A 16,909-nucleotide genomic window follows, 5' to 3' on the forward strand; every position below is an offset into this window, starting at 1 on the left:
CAAGGGATTTTATGACTCATCTCAAACAGCTCGAAGCTGAATCGATCCATATTTTGCGCGAAGTTGCGGCAGAGTTTACCAATCCGGTAATGATGTATTCTGTTGGTAAAGATTCATCCGTTATGCTGCATCTCGCCATGAAAGCATTTGCCCCCGCTAAACTCCCGTTTCCCCTTTTACATGTGGATACCCTTTGGAAATTTAAAGAGATGATCGAATTTCGCGATCAGCGGGCCAAGGATTTGGGATTTGATCTTATCGTCCACACCAACCCCGAAGGGATCAGAATGAATATTTCCCCTTTCGAACATGGCAGTAAGATACATACCGATATCATGAAAACCGAAGGACTCAAACAAGCACTCAACAAAGGCGGATACGATGCTATTATCGGCGGAGCACGCCGTGATGAAGAGAAAAGCCGTGCGAAAGAGCGTATCTTTTCATTTCGGGATAAACATCATCGCTGGGATCCGAAAAATCAGCGTCCCGAGCTGTGGAATATCTACAATACCGCCATTCATAAAGGGGAAAGCGTCCGTGTTTTTCCGATCTCCAACTGGACGGAACTCGATATTTGGCAGTATATCTATTTAGAGGGGATACCCATCCCCTCTCTTTATTTTGCAAAAGAACGCGAAGTAGTGGAGTACGGCGGCACTAAAATCATGGTGGATGATGACCGTATGCCCGATGAGCTTCGCCGAACGGCAAAAAAAGAGATGGTCCGCTTTCGTACGCTCGGATGCTACCCTCTAACAGGGGCAATCAATTCCACAGCTACGACATTGCCTGAAATCATTCAGGAGATGCTTCTCTCAACGAGCAGTGAGCGTGAAGGACGTCTGATCGACAAAGATCAGGTAGGTGCTATGGAATTGAAAAAAGTTGAAGGATATTTTTAATGGATATTGTCAACTATCTCAAAGAACATGAGCACAAAGACATGCTCCGTTTTTTAACCTGCGGTTCTGTCGATGACGGTAAAAGCACCCTCATCGGACGGATGCTGTATGACTCCAAAATGATCTTTGATGATCAGCTTTCCGCTGCAGAAAGTGAAAGTAAAAAATATGGGACTACCGGTGAAAAAATCGATATGGCACTGTTGGTTGACGGCCTGCAAAGCGAAAGAGAGCAAGGGATTACTATCGACGTGGCCTACCGTTTTTTCGCTACCGACAACCGTAAGTTTATTATTGCAGACACTCCCGGACATGAGCAGTATACCCGGAACATGGTCACCGGTGCGTCTACCGCCGATGTAGCCATTATTCTCATAGATGCACGCAAAGGCATCTTGACACAGACCCGCCGTCATAGTTTTATCGTCTCTTTATTGGGAATAGAACATGTCATCGTTGCTATTAACAAAATAGACTTAATCGATTTTAGTGAAGATACCTACAATCAGATCAGTCAGGAATATGAGACCTTAGCCAATGAACTAGGGATCAAAAATACCTATTACATTCCATTGAGTGCGTTAAATGGCGACAATGTTGTCAATGTAAGCTTACATACTCCATGGTACAGCGGAAAACCGTTATTAAGCCTGCTGGATACAATGGATATTTCGAAAGAGCAAAAAGCTGAAAATTTTAGATTCCCCGTACAGTACGTTAACCGCCCACATCTTGATTTTAGAGGTTTCTGCGGTACAGTAGCTTCCGGAAGAGTACGAGTCGGTGATGAAATCACAATTTTACCCTCCGGCAAATCGACAAAGGTCAAAAGTATTATTAATGCGGGTGATATTACCGAAGCAGACCGCAGCGTAACGGCGACAGAAGCCTATGCACCGATGGCGATAAGCATCACAACCGAAGACGAAGTGGATATCTCACGCGGTGATATGATCGTTCATACCCATTCGCTTCCAAGCGTTTCCAATAATCTCAAGGTGATGCTGGTTTGGATGGATGAGAACCCGATGATATTGGGGCGTATGTATGATATCAAACGTGCGACCTCGGTTTTAGCGGGCAGTTTTGAAAAAATAAATTACAAAATTGATGTCAATACCTACGAAAGAATGCAGGTTGAAGAACTCGATTTTAATGACATCGCCTCATGCAGAATGACTCTTACACGTCCGATTGCGGCAGATTCTTATCATACGAACCGCTTGAGCGGCAGTTTTATTGTCATTGACCGCATCACCAATAATACGGTAGGCGCCGGGATGATCGTTGGACTAAGCCGACGGGATCAAGGATCCCTGAGAAAAGAGTACACTGAGGAGGAAAGAGAACTCAATGCCTATATCCGAAAACATTTCCCGGAATGGGATTGCAAGGCCATATGATGTACAAAGAAACCAATACCCGTTCCATTGCAAAAGGATTTAGCTGGCGTTTTTTTGCAACATCGGTTACCGTCATCATCGTCTATCTCTTTTTCGGGCGTTTGGATTTAGCGATAGCGGCCGGAGTCATCGAGACGATCTCTAAAGTTTTACTCTATTACGCACACGAAAGAATTTGGCAGCGAATTTTGTGGGGCAAAAAGAAAATTGAACCGTTCAACCTCTGGTTCACCGGTTTGCCGCTGTCAGGCAAAAGTACGATTGCAGATCTGGTATTTGAAAAACTCAAAAAATACCATATTCCGATTGAAAGGATCGACAGTAAAGACATTCGTGATTTGATTCCGGATATTGGATACTCTCGAGATGATCGGAATCGTCATATGCACCGTATAGGGCATCTCATCAAAACCTTGCAAAACAACTCGATTTCGACGGTAGCATCGTTCGTATCGCCTTATCGAGAATCACGTAAGGCAATTCGAAAAATGGTAAAAAACAATGTCGTAGTGTATGTCAAAGCTAATATTGAGACCTGTAAAGCCAGAGATTACAAAGGGGTATATGCAAAAGCCCTCAGAGGAGAACTGCAAAATTTTTCCGGAGTAAATGATGTGTATGAAGAGCCAATCCGTGCAGAGATCACCATCGATACCGATACGATGGAAACTGAGGAAGCGGCTGAACTTATTGTCCGTTATCTTAAAAAAAATTATATAAAGATTTAATGTGAGTAATTCAAATATTGTCTGGCATCAGCACCACATTACAAAACAGCAACATTCCATCCAGAAACAGCAAAAACCCTGCCTCTTGTGGTTTACCGGACTAAGCGGTTCCGGAAAATCGACAATTGCCAATGCGCTGGAGAGTCAGCTCTATGCCATGAAAAAACACACTTACCTTCTCGATGGGGACAATGTCCGCCATAGCCTGAATAAAGATTTAGGATTCAGCGATGCAGATCGCATCGAAAATATCCGCCGTATCGGAGAAGTTAGCAAACTCTTTGTAGATGCAGGACTGATAGTGATCAGTGCATTTATTTCTCCGTTTCTTTCAGATCGACAGATCGTACGGGATTTGTTCCAAGAGGGAGAATTTATTGAGGTGTTTATCGATACCCCCTTAAAGATATGTGAGCAAAGAGATCCAAAAGGTTTTTACCAAAAAGCGCGTAAGGGTGAAATACCAAATTTCACCGGTATCAGTTCACCTTATGAAGCGCCTAAATATCCTGAGATACACATCTCTACCTCACATCAAAGCGTAGAAGATTCCGTCAGTCAAATCCTGGAGTATTTACGCCAAAGAGGATTTTTGAATGCTTAAACAGATTGATATTAACGACATCATATCCATCGCACAAAAAGCCGGAGATGCGATCATGGAGGTCTATGCAAAAGATTTTGATGTCGAGTATAAAGACGATAAAAGCCCCATCACGGAAGCGGATAAAATAGCAAATGGAATCATTGAGAACGGATTGCTGGCGCTAAGCATTCAATTCCCGATTCTTTCAGAAGAAGGAAAAGAGGTTCTTGATGAAGAGCGTAAGGGCTGGGAATATTTTTGGATGGTAGATCCGCTAGACGGAACGAAAGAATTTATTAAAAAAAACGGTGAGTTTACCGTCAATATTGCGCTGATTCATAATGGATTTCCTGTACTCGGTGTAGTATACGCACCGGCACTGAATGAGCTGTATTGGGCTAAACAAGGAAATGGAGCGTTTAAAAATAATGAACGACTTCCACTATACATAAACCAAAATACTGATAAATTACTTCGTATAGTTGCCAGTAAATCCCATTTAAGTTCTGAAACACAAAAGTATATTGACAACTTGGCAAAATCCACCGAAAAAATCGAATGTATATCCAAAGGAAGTTCGCTAAAACTTTGTATGATCGCTGATGGAAGTGCCGATATTTATCCCCGCTTAGCACCGACCATGGAATGGGATACAGCGGCGGCTGATGCCATCTTGAGAGAAGCAGGAGGAGCAACTATGATATGGGAAATGGAAGCTTATTTAAAGTATAATAAAATTAATTTACTCAACCCTTGGTTTATATGCAGTTTACAAAAAAAAGAGTTAAATGTCTAATACAGCGATTTCCGTCAAACACCTGACCAAAACATATAAGCTATATGACAATCCTGTTGATCGGCTCAAAGAATCTCTTCATCCGTTTGGGAAAAAATACCACCATGAGTTTTATGCACTCAACAATATCAGCTTTGAAATAAAAAAAGGTGAGACTGTAGGTATAATCGGTAAAAATGGAGCAGGGAAAAGCACCCTCCTAAAAATTATCACTGGAGTTCTAACCCCTACTAGCGGGAGTGTTCATATCCATGGGCGGATTGCCAGCCTTTTAGAGTTGGGTGCAGGATTTAACCCTGAATATACGGGAATAGAAAATATCTATCTTCAGGGAACTCTTATGGGGTATTCTAGAGAAGAGATGGATGCCAGAATTGATGATATTCTTACTTTTGCTGATATTGATGAGTTCGTCCATCAAAGTGTAAAAACATACAGTAGTGGTATGTTTGCCAGATTAGCCTTTGCTATATCAATTAATGTTAATCCTGATATTTTGATTGTCGATGAAGCTCTCAGTGTCGGTGATATGAATTTTCAGGCCAAATGTATGACCGCAATGGATAGGATGAAACAAAAAGGAACTACTATACTTTTTGTAAGTCATAACATTAATATTGTAAAGAGTCTATGCCAAAAAGGCATATATATACAAAACGGCAAACTTCATTCCATAGGAAGCGCTAGCGAGATAGCCGAGCTGTATATCCGAGAGATGAGAGAGCATCTGAATGAAGAACATCAAAAATTTGCTATGGATTTAGAGATGTGCCCTACAGAAACAAATCAAAATATCATTAAAGTAGCTAACGACTTAAAATTTAAAACTTCAGAAGAATTTGCTAAGAGAGTGGCCCAATTTCGTTACGGTAGTGGTGAAGCTAAAATCAAATTTGTTGAATTATTAAATATGAATAATGAAACATTGATAGAACCCGATTTTAATCAAGAAGTAAATGTGCGAATACATGTTGAAAGTTATTCTGATCTTTTGATCGCCATCAATTTTCAAATTTTTGATGATAAAAAAATAAATATCACTGCCGGTGGCTTTAAGCAATTGGGTGAACATTTATTACACGTAAAAACAGGAGAGAAATATATCATAGATTATATTTTAAAGCTTCCTCTTCAAGAAAATGGTTATTCTATTCAAACTGTTATTTCATCCTTTTTAGAGGGAAATGATACGCCGATTTTCATTGATGTAGTACCTGACGCTTATGTTTTTAAAGTAGGGCAAAGACCAATTCACCCAATATGGTCCAAAGTAGATTTATTTCCTAAATTAAAAATCATGCAAGTTGATTGAAGTAGTATGATCAACGTAACCAAAACCTATCTTCCTAATATTGCAAAGTATAAAAGCTATGTAGATGCGATATTTACGAGTGGAAAAGTAACCAACTATGGTCCTCTTGTGCAAAAACTTGAGAAAAGGCTTGCTGAATATCTCGGAGTAAAAAATATCATCCTAGTCGCAAACGGTACAGTAGCACTAGAGATAGCGTACAGAACATTAGGATTAAAAGGTTTTGCTATCACAACCCCATTTAGCTTTGTTGCAACAACGAGTTCTTTGGTAACCAATGGCCTTTTACCTATTTTTGCGGATATTGATCCAAAAACATTTAACATCGACCCAAATAAGATAGAAGAGAAAATCACTCCAAATACTTCAGCGATTGTAGCAACACATGTATTTGGCAATCCATGTGACGTAGAAGCCATAGATGCTATAGCTAAAAAACATAACCTTAAAGTGATTTATGACGGTGCTCATACTTTTGGAGTGAAGTACAAAGAAAAAAATGTAGCCAAATATGGAGATATTACAACACTTAGTTTTCACGCAACAAAGCTTTTTCACACCATAGAAGGTGGCGCGCTGATCATCAATGATGATCAACTTGTACAAAAAGCGAAATATCTAATCAATTTTGGAATCAAAAACCAAGAAGAAATTCCCGAACTTGGAACCAACGCAAAGATGAATGAGTTTGAAGCAGCCATGGGCTTGTGTGTACTAGATGAGATTGAAACAATACATGTCAAAAGAAAAAAAGTGTACGAGACTTACCAAAATGGGCTAAAAGGTTTAGTCCAGTATCAAGAGCTAAATTCATATGCTACACTGAACTACAGCTATTTCCCTGTAATATTTGAAACTGAAGAACAACTTTTAAAAGTACAAAAAGCACTCAATGAAAAAAACATATATCCACGAAGATATTTTTATCCCTCGCTTGATACACTGAGCTATATTGAACCAAAGCAATATATGCCAATTTCACGAGACATCTCAAACAGGGTTTTGTGTATCCCTATCTATCCCGATTTGTCAGATGAAATCCAACTATCAATTATGAAAATAATAAAGGAAAATTTATGACTGTTGCAATTATGCAACCCTATTTTTTCCCTTATATTGGATACTGGCAACTTATCAATGCCGTAGATACTTTTGTGATATTTGATGATGTGAATTATATCAACAAAGGATATATAAACCGAAACAATATATTGATAAATGGTCAAAAACAACTTTTTACTTTGGAATTAATCGGGGCAAGCCAAAATAAAAAAATCCATGAAATACAAATAGGGACTAATAGAAATAAATTGCTTAAAACAATTGAAATAACATATAAAAAAGCCCCCTATTTTCAGGAGATTTTTCCTCTTATTTCAACGATTTTACAATACGAAGAAAAAAATCTTGCAAAATTCATAGGTCACTCATTAGAAAAAATTTCATCCTATTTAAATATAGATACACGCTTTATTTATTCAAGTGAAATCGATAAACAGAATCTCCTTACAGGTGAAAAGAAAATAATCAATATCGTCAAGCTTTTAGAAGCTAAACAATATATAAATTCCATAGGTGGACAAGAATTATATGATAAAAAAACATTTTTGAACAATGGATTAGAACTTGCTTTTTTGCAGACAGAGCTTCGAAAATATCAACAATTTAACAATACTTTCATTCCATACCTTTCTATCATTGATATAATGATGTTTAATGCAATCGAAGATATTAGAACTATGTTGAATCAATATAATTTGGTGTAAGGGAGAAATAAAAATGGCAAGAGTAGTTATATTCGGAATAGGTCAAATCGCTGAAATTGCACATTTTTATTTAACACATGACAGCGAGCATGAAATAGTTGCATTCACAGTAGACAAAGAATTTTTACATATTGATCATTTCCATAATTTGCCCGTAGTGGCTTATGAAGATCTTTTACTTAAATATCCGCCAAATGAGTACAATCTTTTTATCCCGATAAGCTATAAAAAAGTGAATAAACTACGGGCTGAAAAATTTATAGATGCAAAGTCAAAAGGGTATACGTGTATTAGTTATATTAGTTCAAAAGCAACATATTATGGTACACCTGTGGGAGAAAACTGCTTTATTTTTGAAAATAACGTAATTCAGCCTTTTACTAAAATTGGGAACAATTGTATTATATGGAGTGGAAATCACATAGGACACCATTCAACCGTAGAAGATCACTGTTTTTTGGCTTCGCAGGTGGTAGTGTCAGGAAATGTTATTATAGGAGAATACTCATTTTTAGGTGTTAATAGTACAATCGCTAATAATGTTAAAGTGGGTAAATCAAATATTATAGGATCAAATGCGGTTATTTTTAAAAATACAGAAGATTTCTCGGTTTACGCACCTTCAGAAACTGAAAAATCTAAAGTGCCTAGCAATCGCTTAAGAGGCTTTTGATGGATTATAAAGAAATAATTGCTCATTATGAAGATTGTTTTGAAAAGTATGGTGATACACCAAAGGGTGTTGATTGGACAAAAGAAGAACAGGTAAATTCAAGATATCAAACTATGCTAGAAATAGCAAATTTCAGAGAAAAGAATTTCTTACTGACAGATAAAAGGTCATTTTTAGATTTTGGATGTGGATTGTCGCATCTCTATGAGTATATTGTAAAAAATGATTTTAGCTACATAAATTATCATGGCTTGGAGATATCAGAAAAGTTTTATAATGAATCAAAGAAAAAATTTCCAGAAAACGAATATATAATTGGTGACATATTAAAAGATAGCAAGGTATTGAAAAGAAAATATGATTACATTGTAATGAACGGAGTTTTTACGGAAAAAAGGGATATGGAATATCATGAAATGTTTCAATATTTTTCAAAGATGATTGAGGCAATTTACCCCATTTGTGGGAGAGGAGTAGCATTTAATGTTATGTCAAAACATGTAGACTGGGAACTAGACCATCTTTTTCATGTCCCTTTAGATCATATGGCAAATTTTTTGACGAAAAATATTACTCGAGATTTTATCATTAGAAATGATTACGGTTTATATGAATACACAGTCTATTTATATAAATTTGGAGATAAATAAGATGAAATGGGTAAAAAAAGGGTTGATTTTTACCCCTGACGATAGATTCGAATGGAATCGGAAAGGATATGCCTCTGTACCAACTGTATATAAAATAACGGAAGATAGATTAAGAATTTACTATACGGCAAGAGACGGTGATAATAGGACTAATATCTCTTTTATAGAAGTAGATGCAGAAGTTCCTGAAAAAATTTTATATGTGCATAACGATTCTGTACTAAAACACGGGAAAATGGGTATGTATGATGATTGCGGTGCAATGGTTTCTCATGTAATAAAGGTAGAGAATGAAGTTTGGATGTACTATATAGGGTGGAATGTCCGAAATACGATTTCCTATCATAATTCTATAGGGTTAGCAATCAGTAAAGACGGTGGGATAACATTCGAAAAGTTTTCAGAAGGACCTTTATTTGACAGAAACTATAGGGAACCTTATTTTAGTGCAGCACCATTTGTATTGAAGGAAAACGGCATTTGGAAAATGTGGTATCTCTCTAATACCTCATGGGTAGAATATAACGGGAAGAGCGAACCGTTTTATCATATCAAGTATGCGGAATCGGATAACGGAATTGATTGGAAGCGGGAAGGAAAAGTCGCTATCGATTATAAAGATGAAAATGAGTGCGGTATCGTACGCTCTTGTGTCATGAAAGACGGTGAGACATACAAAATGTGGTATGCTCACAGGAACCTGCAAGATTACCGAGAAAATAAAAGCAACAGTTACCGAATCGGGTATGCTGAATCATCCAATGGGATCGATTGGATACGAATGGATGAAAAAGTGGGTATCGATGTGAGTGAGCGCGGATGGGACAATGAAATGATAGAGTACCCTTTTGTTTATGATCATAACGGGAAAAGGTATATGTTTTACAATGGAAATACCTTTGGTAAAAGTGGATTCGGGTATGCTATTTTAGAGAGTACTAAATGAACTATATTCATATCGGATATCCCAAGAATCTTTCTACAACATTACAAAATGATTTTTTTTCAAAACATTCAGAGCTATCGCATCTAGGGCTTGGAAATAATGGTCAAAGTATGAATTATTTAAATAGAGATATTGCAATTTATTTTGAGTCATTATTACGAGCAAGAGATATAGAATTCAAAGATATTCATAATGATTTTTTGGATTCAATCAAATCTAATTTCAAAAAAAAATATGGTATTTCCCATGAAAATTTATCATTTCACTTTTCAAATGATGAAGTAGATATTACTCAAAAAATAAATAGACTATATGATTTGTTTGGTAAAGAAACTCGAATTATTGTAATCATTAGAAATCAATTTGATCTGATCAAATCTTTATATAAAGAATCCTTAAAAGCTGGTCTTGGAATAGATTTTCATGACTATGTAAATGCATTATACAAAAGTAGAATTCATAGTTATTTACAAGAAATAAAATTTGATAGAGTTATAGAGCTGTATCAAAATAAATTTGGACTTGAAAATATACTTATAATACCTATAGAAAATTTTAGAATTAATGGCCATTTAAAGGAAATTGACGGAAAAAATATACTTCTCACTGTCATTTGTAATTTTCTAGAAATTAAATATGAAAATATTACATTAACCCATAATAATCCTTCATTAAGTGACAAAGAAGCTTTTCAATTATTAGCCTTAAATAACCAGTATAAGTACAATTTGGGTAAAGGGAATTATGCACTAATTGATACTCATAAATATCGAGATATTTTCGAGTTTATAGAGTTTAATGAAACAGATATTTATCATGATGTCAAAATCAAAAGAATTTTATTAGAATATGCTGAAAAATTAGCTAAAAATGATTCTAGAAAAATTAATTATTATGCAGATACTACAATAGTTGAAAAATTAAAAAAAATGTTTATAGAATCCAATGAAAAATTATCGAAAAATTATGGAATTGATTTACCTGACAATTATTTCAAAATGGAGTTTTAAGATTTGAATAAATGGTATAGAACAATCGAAAAATACGGATTTATACGACATGTTTATAATTTTTTACAATTTTTGAAAAATACATTTTCCGAAGATTATGAACCGGATAATAAAGTTTTTGTAATAGGTCTAAATAAAACTGGAACGACATCAACTGAAACAGCTTTAAGGGAATTACACTATAAATTAGGCAATCAAATCGATGCAGAATTAATCAGTGATTACACATTACAAGGAAATTATCAATTTTTATATGCGTATCTAAAAACTGCAAATGCTTTTCAGGATCAGCCCTTTAGTTTCAGAGGATACTACAAACTTTTACACCGAAGATACCCTAATGCCAAATTTATACTAACTGTCAGAAAAGATTCGGACACATGGTATCGAAGCCTTGTCAACTTTACCAAAAAGCGATTTATCCACGCCGGTATTCCTATTGGCGAAGAACTTACAATTGGGGATATAAAAAAACTAAATTACCGCTATCCTGATATGCCTTTCAACATTACAAAAATGTTGTGGCTTCGAGATAGACATATTCTTTTAGATCGGGACAAATTCTTTGATGAAGCGTATTGTAAACATTACTATGAGCAGCATATCAAAGAAGCAAAGGAATATTTTCAAGATAGCCCAAATTTTTTGATCCTAAATATTGAGGATGAAGATTCATACACCAATTTATGCGGTTTTTTAAATAAAAAGCCTCTGTACGAAAAATTTCCACATGAGAATAAAACATGAATATTATTAAATCTATAATGACTAGTTTACAAATGCGAAAGCAAAATAAACCTTCTTTCTTAATTATTGGGGCTCAAAAAGCCGGGACATCTTCTTTGCACCACTATTTAAGTCAAATACCTACATTGCATGGTTCCGAGAAAAAAGAATTACATTTTTTTGATTTTATGCACTTAACCCACCATAATAATGATTGGTATGAATCTCATTTTGCAGGCAATAAACACGATATCTATTTTGAGTCTACTCCATCTTATTCATATCTTCCCAATACAGCCGAACGGATATATAAATATAACCCTAAAATGAAATTGATTTTTATCCTAAGAGAGCCTATAAGCAGAGCCTATAGTGCATGGAATATGTACAAGCAAGCATTTGAAAGTAATGATTGGTTAGCAATGTTGACAAAAAATACTACAGAGAAAGACAAAAATAATAAATTAATTGATTTACTTTTTATGAATAGAAGCTACTTCCCTTCCTTTGAAGAATATATACGTATAGAATCCGATATTATTAAAAAGAACCCTGAATATTTTGAACCCAGTTTTTTGAGAAGAGGGATCTACATAAATCAACTAGAAGAATATGAAAAATATTTTGATAAAAAAAATATTCTTATTATTGGAAATAAAGATTTATCAGAAAAACCACTTGGTGTGTTGAAAAACATATTAAATTTCCTCAATATTGACATCAAACTAGAAGACAAAAATATCGATTTAAAAGCTCAGCACCAACGCGCTTATGATTCAAAAATCTCAGAAGAAAGTAAACTTTTTCTTGAAGATTTCTACCGACCTTATAATGATTTATTATTTAATAGAATTGGGGAAATCAATTGGTAACTATTTCTGAAAATCTAAGAACTCAAAATCAAATAATAAAAACATGGTATAAAAAAAATCTACTTTTGAGTATTTCTTGTTTTACATACAATCATGAAAAATTCATTCGTAATACTTTGAATAGTTTTTTGATGCAAGAAACGAATTTTGCAATAGAAATATTGATACACGATGATGCATCTACAGATAATACTGCCGCAATAATCAAAGAATACGAAAGTAAATACCCTGAGATAATAAAGCCAATATATCAAGTAGAAAATCAGTATTCAAAAGGGATTAAACTCAATATTACTTATAATATTCCAAGAGCGTTAGGTAAATACATAGCATTTTGCGATGGAGACGACTACTGGACTGATCCACTCAAACTGCAAAAACAAGTTGATTTTTTAGAACAGAATCCTGAATTTGTTGGATGTTCCCACAATACGAAAGTTATTAATGAAATAAATGCGGAAGAAGATTCATTAATCGTTTCTTCCAGCAACAAAGATGTCTTTACTATTGATGATTTTACAAAAGGTGAAGCCTATTTCCATACAAGTTCGATGGTTTATCGAAATAATTTTAAAGAAAAAGCACCGTATGACTATCTCAATAAACACCGAGGTGATTGGTTTATGCTAATTTCCTTTTCTAAATTCGGACCGATAAAATATTTAGATGAGGTCATGTCGGTTTATAGAGTTCATGACGCAGGAATTTGGTCTTTACTGGATAAAGAAAAACAAATCGTAGCCAATTTAAAAGCTATCATTGCATTTAATAAAATATTTGATTATGAATATGAGAAAAATTTCCTAGAACTCTTTACTCGGATATCTTTGGAATCATACAAAAATAATGACGTCAATTCATTTTTAAATTTATTTAATGATATTAATAAAGATGATTTAATCAAAATCCTCCAGAATATGTATAGTAAAACCATTGAGCTAAATGAATCGGTTCATAAGAAAGATCAAATTATTGCAGGAAAAAATCAAATTATTGCAGGAAAAGAAGCTGATTTAAATAAATTATACTCATCAAAATGGTTTAGATTGGGTAAAATAATAAAAAAATACACTTCTTTTAATTGGGTGTAATAATATTATTATTTTTGCATTCCAGTTGCACTCTATTAAGATAATAAAATACTCAAAAACTGATTATTCTTTCGAATAGTACAAAATATAATGAATGGAAAATTTCTTGTGGCTAAAAAGAAAAAAATTATCTTACTGAAATCTATTTATTATCTTTTCCCTAAATTTCTAAGAGATCAGTATAAAGACAGTATCGATTTTTATAAAGATTTAGCCAATAAAATTAAAATGAAAAATTCTATCTCCTTTCTTAAAGAACGTAGAGAGGCACTTTTTTTAATTCTAACTGAAAACACAAATGAGTTGAATGTAAATATTCAGCTGCTCTATTCTGAGTTGAATAGAAAATCAAAAATAAATGGACCAAAACTATTTACACATAATGCAAAATACATACAATTAGAAAAGCTTGAAAATCCGGTATTGGATAGCAAAGTTTTTTTAATCAATAATATTGCTGTTTTAGGAATGACTGATGCGCTAATCTCACATGGCGTTATCTATCATCAAGAACTCAACAATATGGAAGAAAAACATGATCTTAAGCGTGACGACATCTTTATAGAACGTTTCCCTGAGGTCAATGGTGTATTAACATTAACGCAGAGTCAATCCGTTTTAAATCATTCCGATACCATCTATGTAAGTTTATTAAAAGAGCACTCTACAAATTATTATCATTGGATTACTGAAAATATTCCTCGATTGATTTTAAGTAATATATTAATAAACACTTCAAATCATCGTGATATTTTTATAAATCAAAATATCATATTACTTATAGATGATGAGATGCCGCAGCAGTGTCTCGAAATTGTCAGATTGGTAACCAATGAAAGATTTAAAATTCATTCGGTAAAGCGCGGGGAGCTTATCCGATGTCAAACATTACTTTATTGTTCCCCATTTTGGCAGTCGCTTGATAATACAAAAGGGATATTGAACATTAATGAGTTTTTTGTAGACAAATATGCACTCTCCCTCGTTCGGGAAGAGATCAATAAAAAAATCCCGTTGACACAAAAAGAACCGTTTAGAAAGATATACTTGAGACGCAGAGTATCGCAGATGCGTTCCATCATCAATAATAATCAAGTTGAAGCATTTATGACGACTCATGGTTTTGAAATCATTGAGACAGATACCATCTCTTTTTCGGAGCAAGTAAAACTATTTTCAGAAGCCAAAATTGTCGTCGGTGCTTCAGGGGCAACATTTACTAACATATTGTTTATGCAGCCAAAAACTATTGCAATTGTATTTTTCCCTTCACATTCAAGTATTAATCATTATATGTTTCAGCCCTTAGCAGATGTATCAAATATACAATTAGTTCATTTCAAGACTATCTCAAAATTTAAATCGAGCATTCATGATAATTTTCTCGTTGATCTTAAAAATCTATCCATTCTTTTAGGAGATGTATTAAATGACGACTAAAATTATTGATTTTAAACTTTTGGGTGATGATCGCGGCTCATTGATAGCTTTGGAAGAGAATCATAATGTTCCTTTTGATGTTAAACGCGTTTATTATATTTTTGGTACGAAAGAAGGTGTTCGAAGAGGCTATCATGCGCATAAAAACTTAAAACAGCTTGCTATTTGTACGAGTGGTAGTTGTCAGTTTTTACTCGATGATGGAAAAATACAAACCCATGTACAACTTAATTCACCAACTCAGGGGCTATTAATAGAAGGGCTCATATGGAGAGAAATGTATGATTTCACCCCTGATTGCGTCTTAATGGTGTTAGCAGACAATTACTATAATGAAGATGACTATATAAGAGATTATGACGAATTTTTAAAAACGGTGAATCCATGATTCATATATTAGCGGATGTGCAAACACAGAGTATTGGTAAAGACACAACTATTTGGCAATTTTGCGTCATTTTGAAAGGTGCCGTCATTGGTAGTAATTGCAATATCAATGCTTCTGTTTTGATCGAAAATGATGTAATCATAGGTAATAATGTAACTATTAAAAGTGGTGTACAAATTTGGGATGGAATAACCCTAGAAGACAATGTTTTCATTGGGCCGAACGTCACTTTTACCAATGATATTTTACCTCGAAGTAAACATTACCCAAAAGAATTCATGAAAACAATTATAAAGAAAGGGGCTTCCCTCGGAGCGAACAGTACGATTGTAGGGGGAGTAACGATAGGTGAATATGCAATGATAGGTGCCGGTAGTGTACTTACAAAAAATGTAGGGGTGCAGGAGCTATGGTATGGTAATCCCGCCAAAATGAAAGGTTACGTTTGTACCTGCGGTCAAAAATGTGATCAATCCTTATCCTGCACCGATTGTAAAGGTAAAACTATATGATTCCCTTTTTAGATCTTAAAATTATCAATGCTCAGTACAGAACCGAATTAATTGACACATTCACAAAAGTCATTGATAGCGGATGGTATATTCAAGGAAATGAATGTGAGAGGTTTGAAGATGAGTTTGCTGCATACTGCGGTTCAAAGCATTGTATAGGTGTTGCGAATGGGCTTGATGCATTAATTCTTATCCTGAGAGCCTACAAAGAACTAGGTGTAATGCGTGAAGGGGATGAAGTCATTGTCCCTTCTAATACCTATATTGCATCAATTTTAGCAATTTCAGAGAATGGTCTCATTCCGGTGCTTGTGGAACCATTACTGGATACTTATCTCATTGATCCAACAAGAATCGAAGAAAAGATCACCTCCAAGACAAAAGCTATTCTGCCGGTTCACCTTTATGGTCAAACATGCGATATGAATGCAATCAATACTCTTGCTAAAAAATATAATCTCAAAGTCATTGAAGACTCTGCTCAGTCCCACGGAGCATATTCCGGTGAAATGCGGTGTGGAAATCTAGGAGATGCGAGCGGTTTTAGTTTTTATCCGGGGAAAAATTTAGGGGCACTCGGTGATGGTGGTGCGGTTACAACAAACAATGATGATTTAGCACAAACGATACGAGCATTAGGAAATTATGGGAGTCATAAAAAATATGAAAATCTCTTCAAAGGGGTTAATAGCCGCCTTGATGAAATCCAAGCGGCTATGCTTAGAATAAAACTCAAATATTTAGATAGTGAGATAAATAAACGCCGTGAAATTGCCAACTACTATCTCGAAAACATCCAGAACGACTTGATTATTTTGCCAGAAGTTTTAAAACAAAATAATCATGTATGGCATCTGTTTGTAATACGTACCGAACAAAGAGATAAATTACAAGAATATCTTTCTAGAGATGGCATACAGACGCTTATCCATTATCCGATTCCACCGCATCAACAAAATGCTTATCATGAGTGGCATAGTGAAAAATACCCGCTAAGTGAAAAAATACATCAAGAAGTGTTAAGTCTCCCAATCGGCAGTCATTTGACGCCCAATGATGTAAAACAGATCGTTGATACAGTAAATAGTTACAAGGGGTAAAAACA

19 protein-coding genes are annotated in these 16,909 nt (G+C 34.8%); all 19 read left to right on the forward strand.

Annotated features, from left to right (window positions below):
• The first annotated feature begins 11 nt into the window (after nucleotides 1-11).
• A complete protein-coding gene (gene cysD / locus WAO38_RS02475) occupies nucleotides 12-905 on the forward strand; it encodes a sulfate adenylyltransferase subunit CysD (RefSeq protein ID WP_422234016.1) in 894 nt (297 codons plus the stop codon).
• Nucleotides 905-2,308, forward strand: coding sequence for a sulfate adenylyltransferase subunit CysN (gene cysN, locus WAO38_RS02480; RefSeq protein WP_422234018.1), 1,404 nt, complete (start codon nucleotides 905-907; stop codon nucleotides 2,306-2,308). The genes cysD and cysN overlap by 1 nt, the downstream gene beginning before the upstream one ends.
• Nucleotides 2,305-3,036, forward strand: coding sequence for an adenylyl-sulfate kinase (gene cysC / locus WAO38_RS02485; protein ID WP_422234020.1), 732 nt, complete (start codon nucleotides 2,305-2,307; stop codon nucleotides 3,034-3,036). The genes cysN and cysC (WAO38_RS02485) overlap by 4 nt, the downstream gene beginning before the upstream one ends.
• 1 nt (nucleotide 3,037) lies before the next feature.
• A complete protein-coding gene (cysC, locus tag WAO38_RS02490; protein ID WP_422234022.1) occupies nucleotides 3,038-3,640 on the forward strand; it encodes an adenylyl-sulfate kinase in 603 nt (200 codons plus the stop codon).
• Complete coding sequence (gene cysQ, locus WAO38_RS02495; RefSeq protein ID WP_422234024.1) at nucleotides 3,633-4,418, forward strand: 3'(2'),5'-bisphosphate nucleotidase CysQ; 786 nt, start codon at nucleotides 3,633-3,635, stop codon at nucleotides 4,416-4,418. Before cysC (WAO38_RS02490) ends, cysQ begins: the two co-directional genes overlap by 8 nt.
• Entirely contained in the window at nucleotides 4,411-5,730 is a 1,320-nt protein-coding gene (locus tag WAO38_RS02500) for an ABC transporter ATP-binding protein (protein WP_422234026.1), read from the forward strand. Before cysQ ends, WAO38_RS02500 begins: the two co-directional genes overlap by 8 nt.
• A gap of 6 nt (nucleotides 5,731-5,736) precedes the next feature.
• The gene (locus WAO38_RS02505; RefSeq protein WP_422234028.1) at nucleotides 5,737-6,810 is read left to right on the forward strand and encodes a DegT/DnrJ/EryC1/StrS family aminotransferase; all 1,074 of its coding nucleotides are present in this window, start codon (nucleotides 5,737-5,739) and stop codon (nucleotides 6,808-6,810) included.
• Complete coding sequence (locus WAO38_RS02510; protein ID WP_422234030.1) at nucleotides 6,807-7,496, forward strand: WbqC family protein; 690 nt, start codon at nucleotides 6,807-6,809, stop codon at nucleotides 7,494-7,496. Before WAO38_RS02505 ends, WAO38_RS02510 begins: the two co-directional genes overlap by 4 nt.
• 13 nt (nucleotides 7,497-7,509) lie before the next feature.
• Nucleotides 7,510-8,169 (forward strand): acetyltransferase, encoded by a 660-nt coding sequence (locus tag WAO38_RS02515; RefSeq protein ID WP_422234032.1) that lies wholly within the window; start codon nucleotides 7,510-7,512, stop codon nucleotides 8,167-8,169.
• Entirely contained in the window at nucleotides 8,169-8,819 is a 651-nt protein-coding gene (locus WAO38_RS02520; RefSeq protein ID WP_422234034.1) for a class I SAM-dependent methyltransferase, read from the forward strand. Before WAO38_RS02515 ends, WAO38_RS02520 begins: the two co-directional genes overlap by 1 nt.
• A 1-nt stretch (nucleotide 8,820) precedes the next feature.
• The gene (locus WAO38_RS02525) at nucleotides 8,821-9,765 is read left to right on the forward strand and encodes a hypothetical protein (protein WP_422234036.1); all 945 of its coding nucleotides are present in this window, start codon (nucleotides 8,821-8,823) and stop codon (nucleotides 9,763-9,765) included.
• Nucleotides 9,762-10,775 (forward strand): hypothetical protein, encoded by a 1,014-nt coding sequence (locus WAO38_RS02530; protein ID WP_422234038.1) that lies wholly within the window; start codon nucleotides 9,762-9,764, stop codon nucleotides 10,773-10,775. The genes WAO38_RS02525 and WAO38_RS02530 overlap by 4 nt, the downstream gene beginning before the upstream one ends.
• A 3-nt stretch (nucleotides 10,776-10,778) precedes the next feature.
• Nucleotides 10,779-11,522: a sulfotransferase gene (locus tag WAO38_RS02535; RefSeq protein WP_422234040.1), complete on the forward strand. Its 744-nt coding sequence runs from the start codon at nucleotides 10,779-10,781 to the stop codon at nucleotides 11,520-11,522.
• Nucleotides 11,519-12,373: a sulfotransferase domain-containing protein gene (locus tag WAO38_RS02540; protein ID WP_422234042.1), complete on the forward strand. Its 855-nt coding sequence runs from the start codon at nucleotides 11,519-11,521 to the stop codon at nucleotides 12,371-12,373. The genes WAO38_RS02535 and WAO38_RS02540 overlap by 4 nt, the downstream gene beginning before the upstream one ends.
• Before the next feature lie 65 nt (nucleotides 12,374-12,438).
• Entirely contained in the window at nucleotides 12,439-13,464 is a 1,026-nt protein-coding gene (locus WAO38_RS02545; RefSeq protein ID WP_422234162.1) for a glycosyltransferase, read from the forward strand.
• 90 nt (nucleotides 13,465-13,554) lie between these two features.
• Nucleotides 13,555-14,904, forward strand: coding sequence for a glycosyltransferase family 61 protein (locus WAO38_RS02550; protein ID WP_422234044.1), 1,350 nt, complete (start codon nucleotides 13,555-13,557; stop codon nucleotides 14,902-14,904).
• Entirely contained in the window at nucleotides 14,894-15,292 is a 399-nt protein-coding gene (locus WAO38_RS02555) for a sugar 3,4-ketoisomerase (protein WP_422234046.1), read from the forward strand. Before WAO38_RS02550 ends, WAO38_RS02555 begins: the two co-directional genes overlap by 11 nt.
• Nucleotides 15,289-15,804: an acyltransferase gene (locus WAO38_RS02560; protein WP_422234048.1), complete on the forward strand. Its 516-nt coding sequence runs from the start codon at nucleotides 15,289-15,291 to the stop codon at nucleotides 15,802-15,804. The genes WAO38_RS02555 and WAO38_RS02560 overlap by 4 nt, the downstream gene beginning before the upstream one ends.
• The gene (locus tag WAO38_RS02565) at nucleotides 15,801-16,904 is read left to right on the forward strand and encodes a DegT/DnrJ/EryC1/StrS family aminotransferase (protein ID WP_422234050.1); all 1,104 of its coding nucleotides are present in this window, start codon (nucleotides 15,801-15,803) and stop codon (nucleotides 16,902-16,904) included. Before WAO38_RS02560 ends, WAO38_RS02565 begins: the two co-directional genes overlap by 4 nt.
• Nucleotides 16,905-16,909: the final 5 nt, after the last annotated feature.

The sequence above is a fragment of the Sulfuricurvum sp. genome (genome assembly GCF_049277495.1).
GTDB lineage: Bacteria > Campylobacterota > Campylobacteria > Campylobacterales > Sulfurimonadaceae > Sulfuricurvum.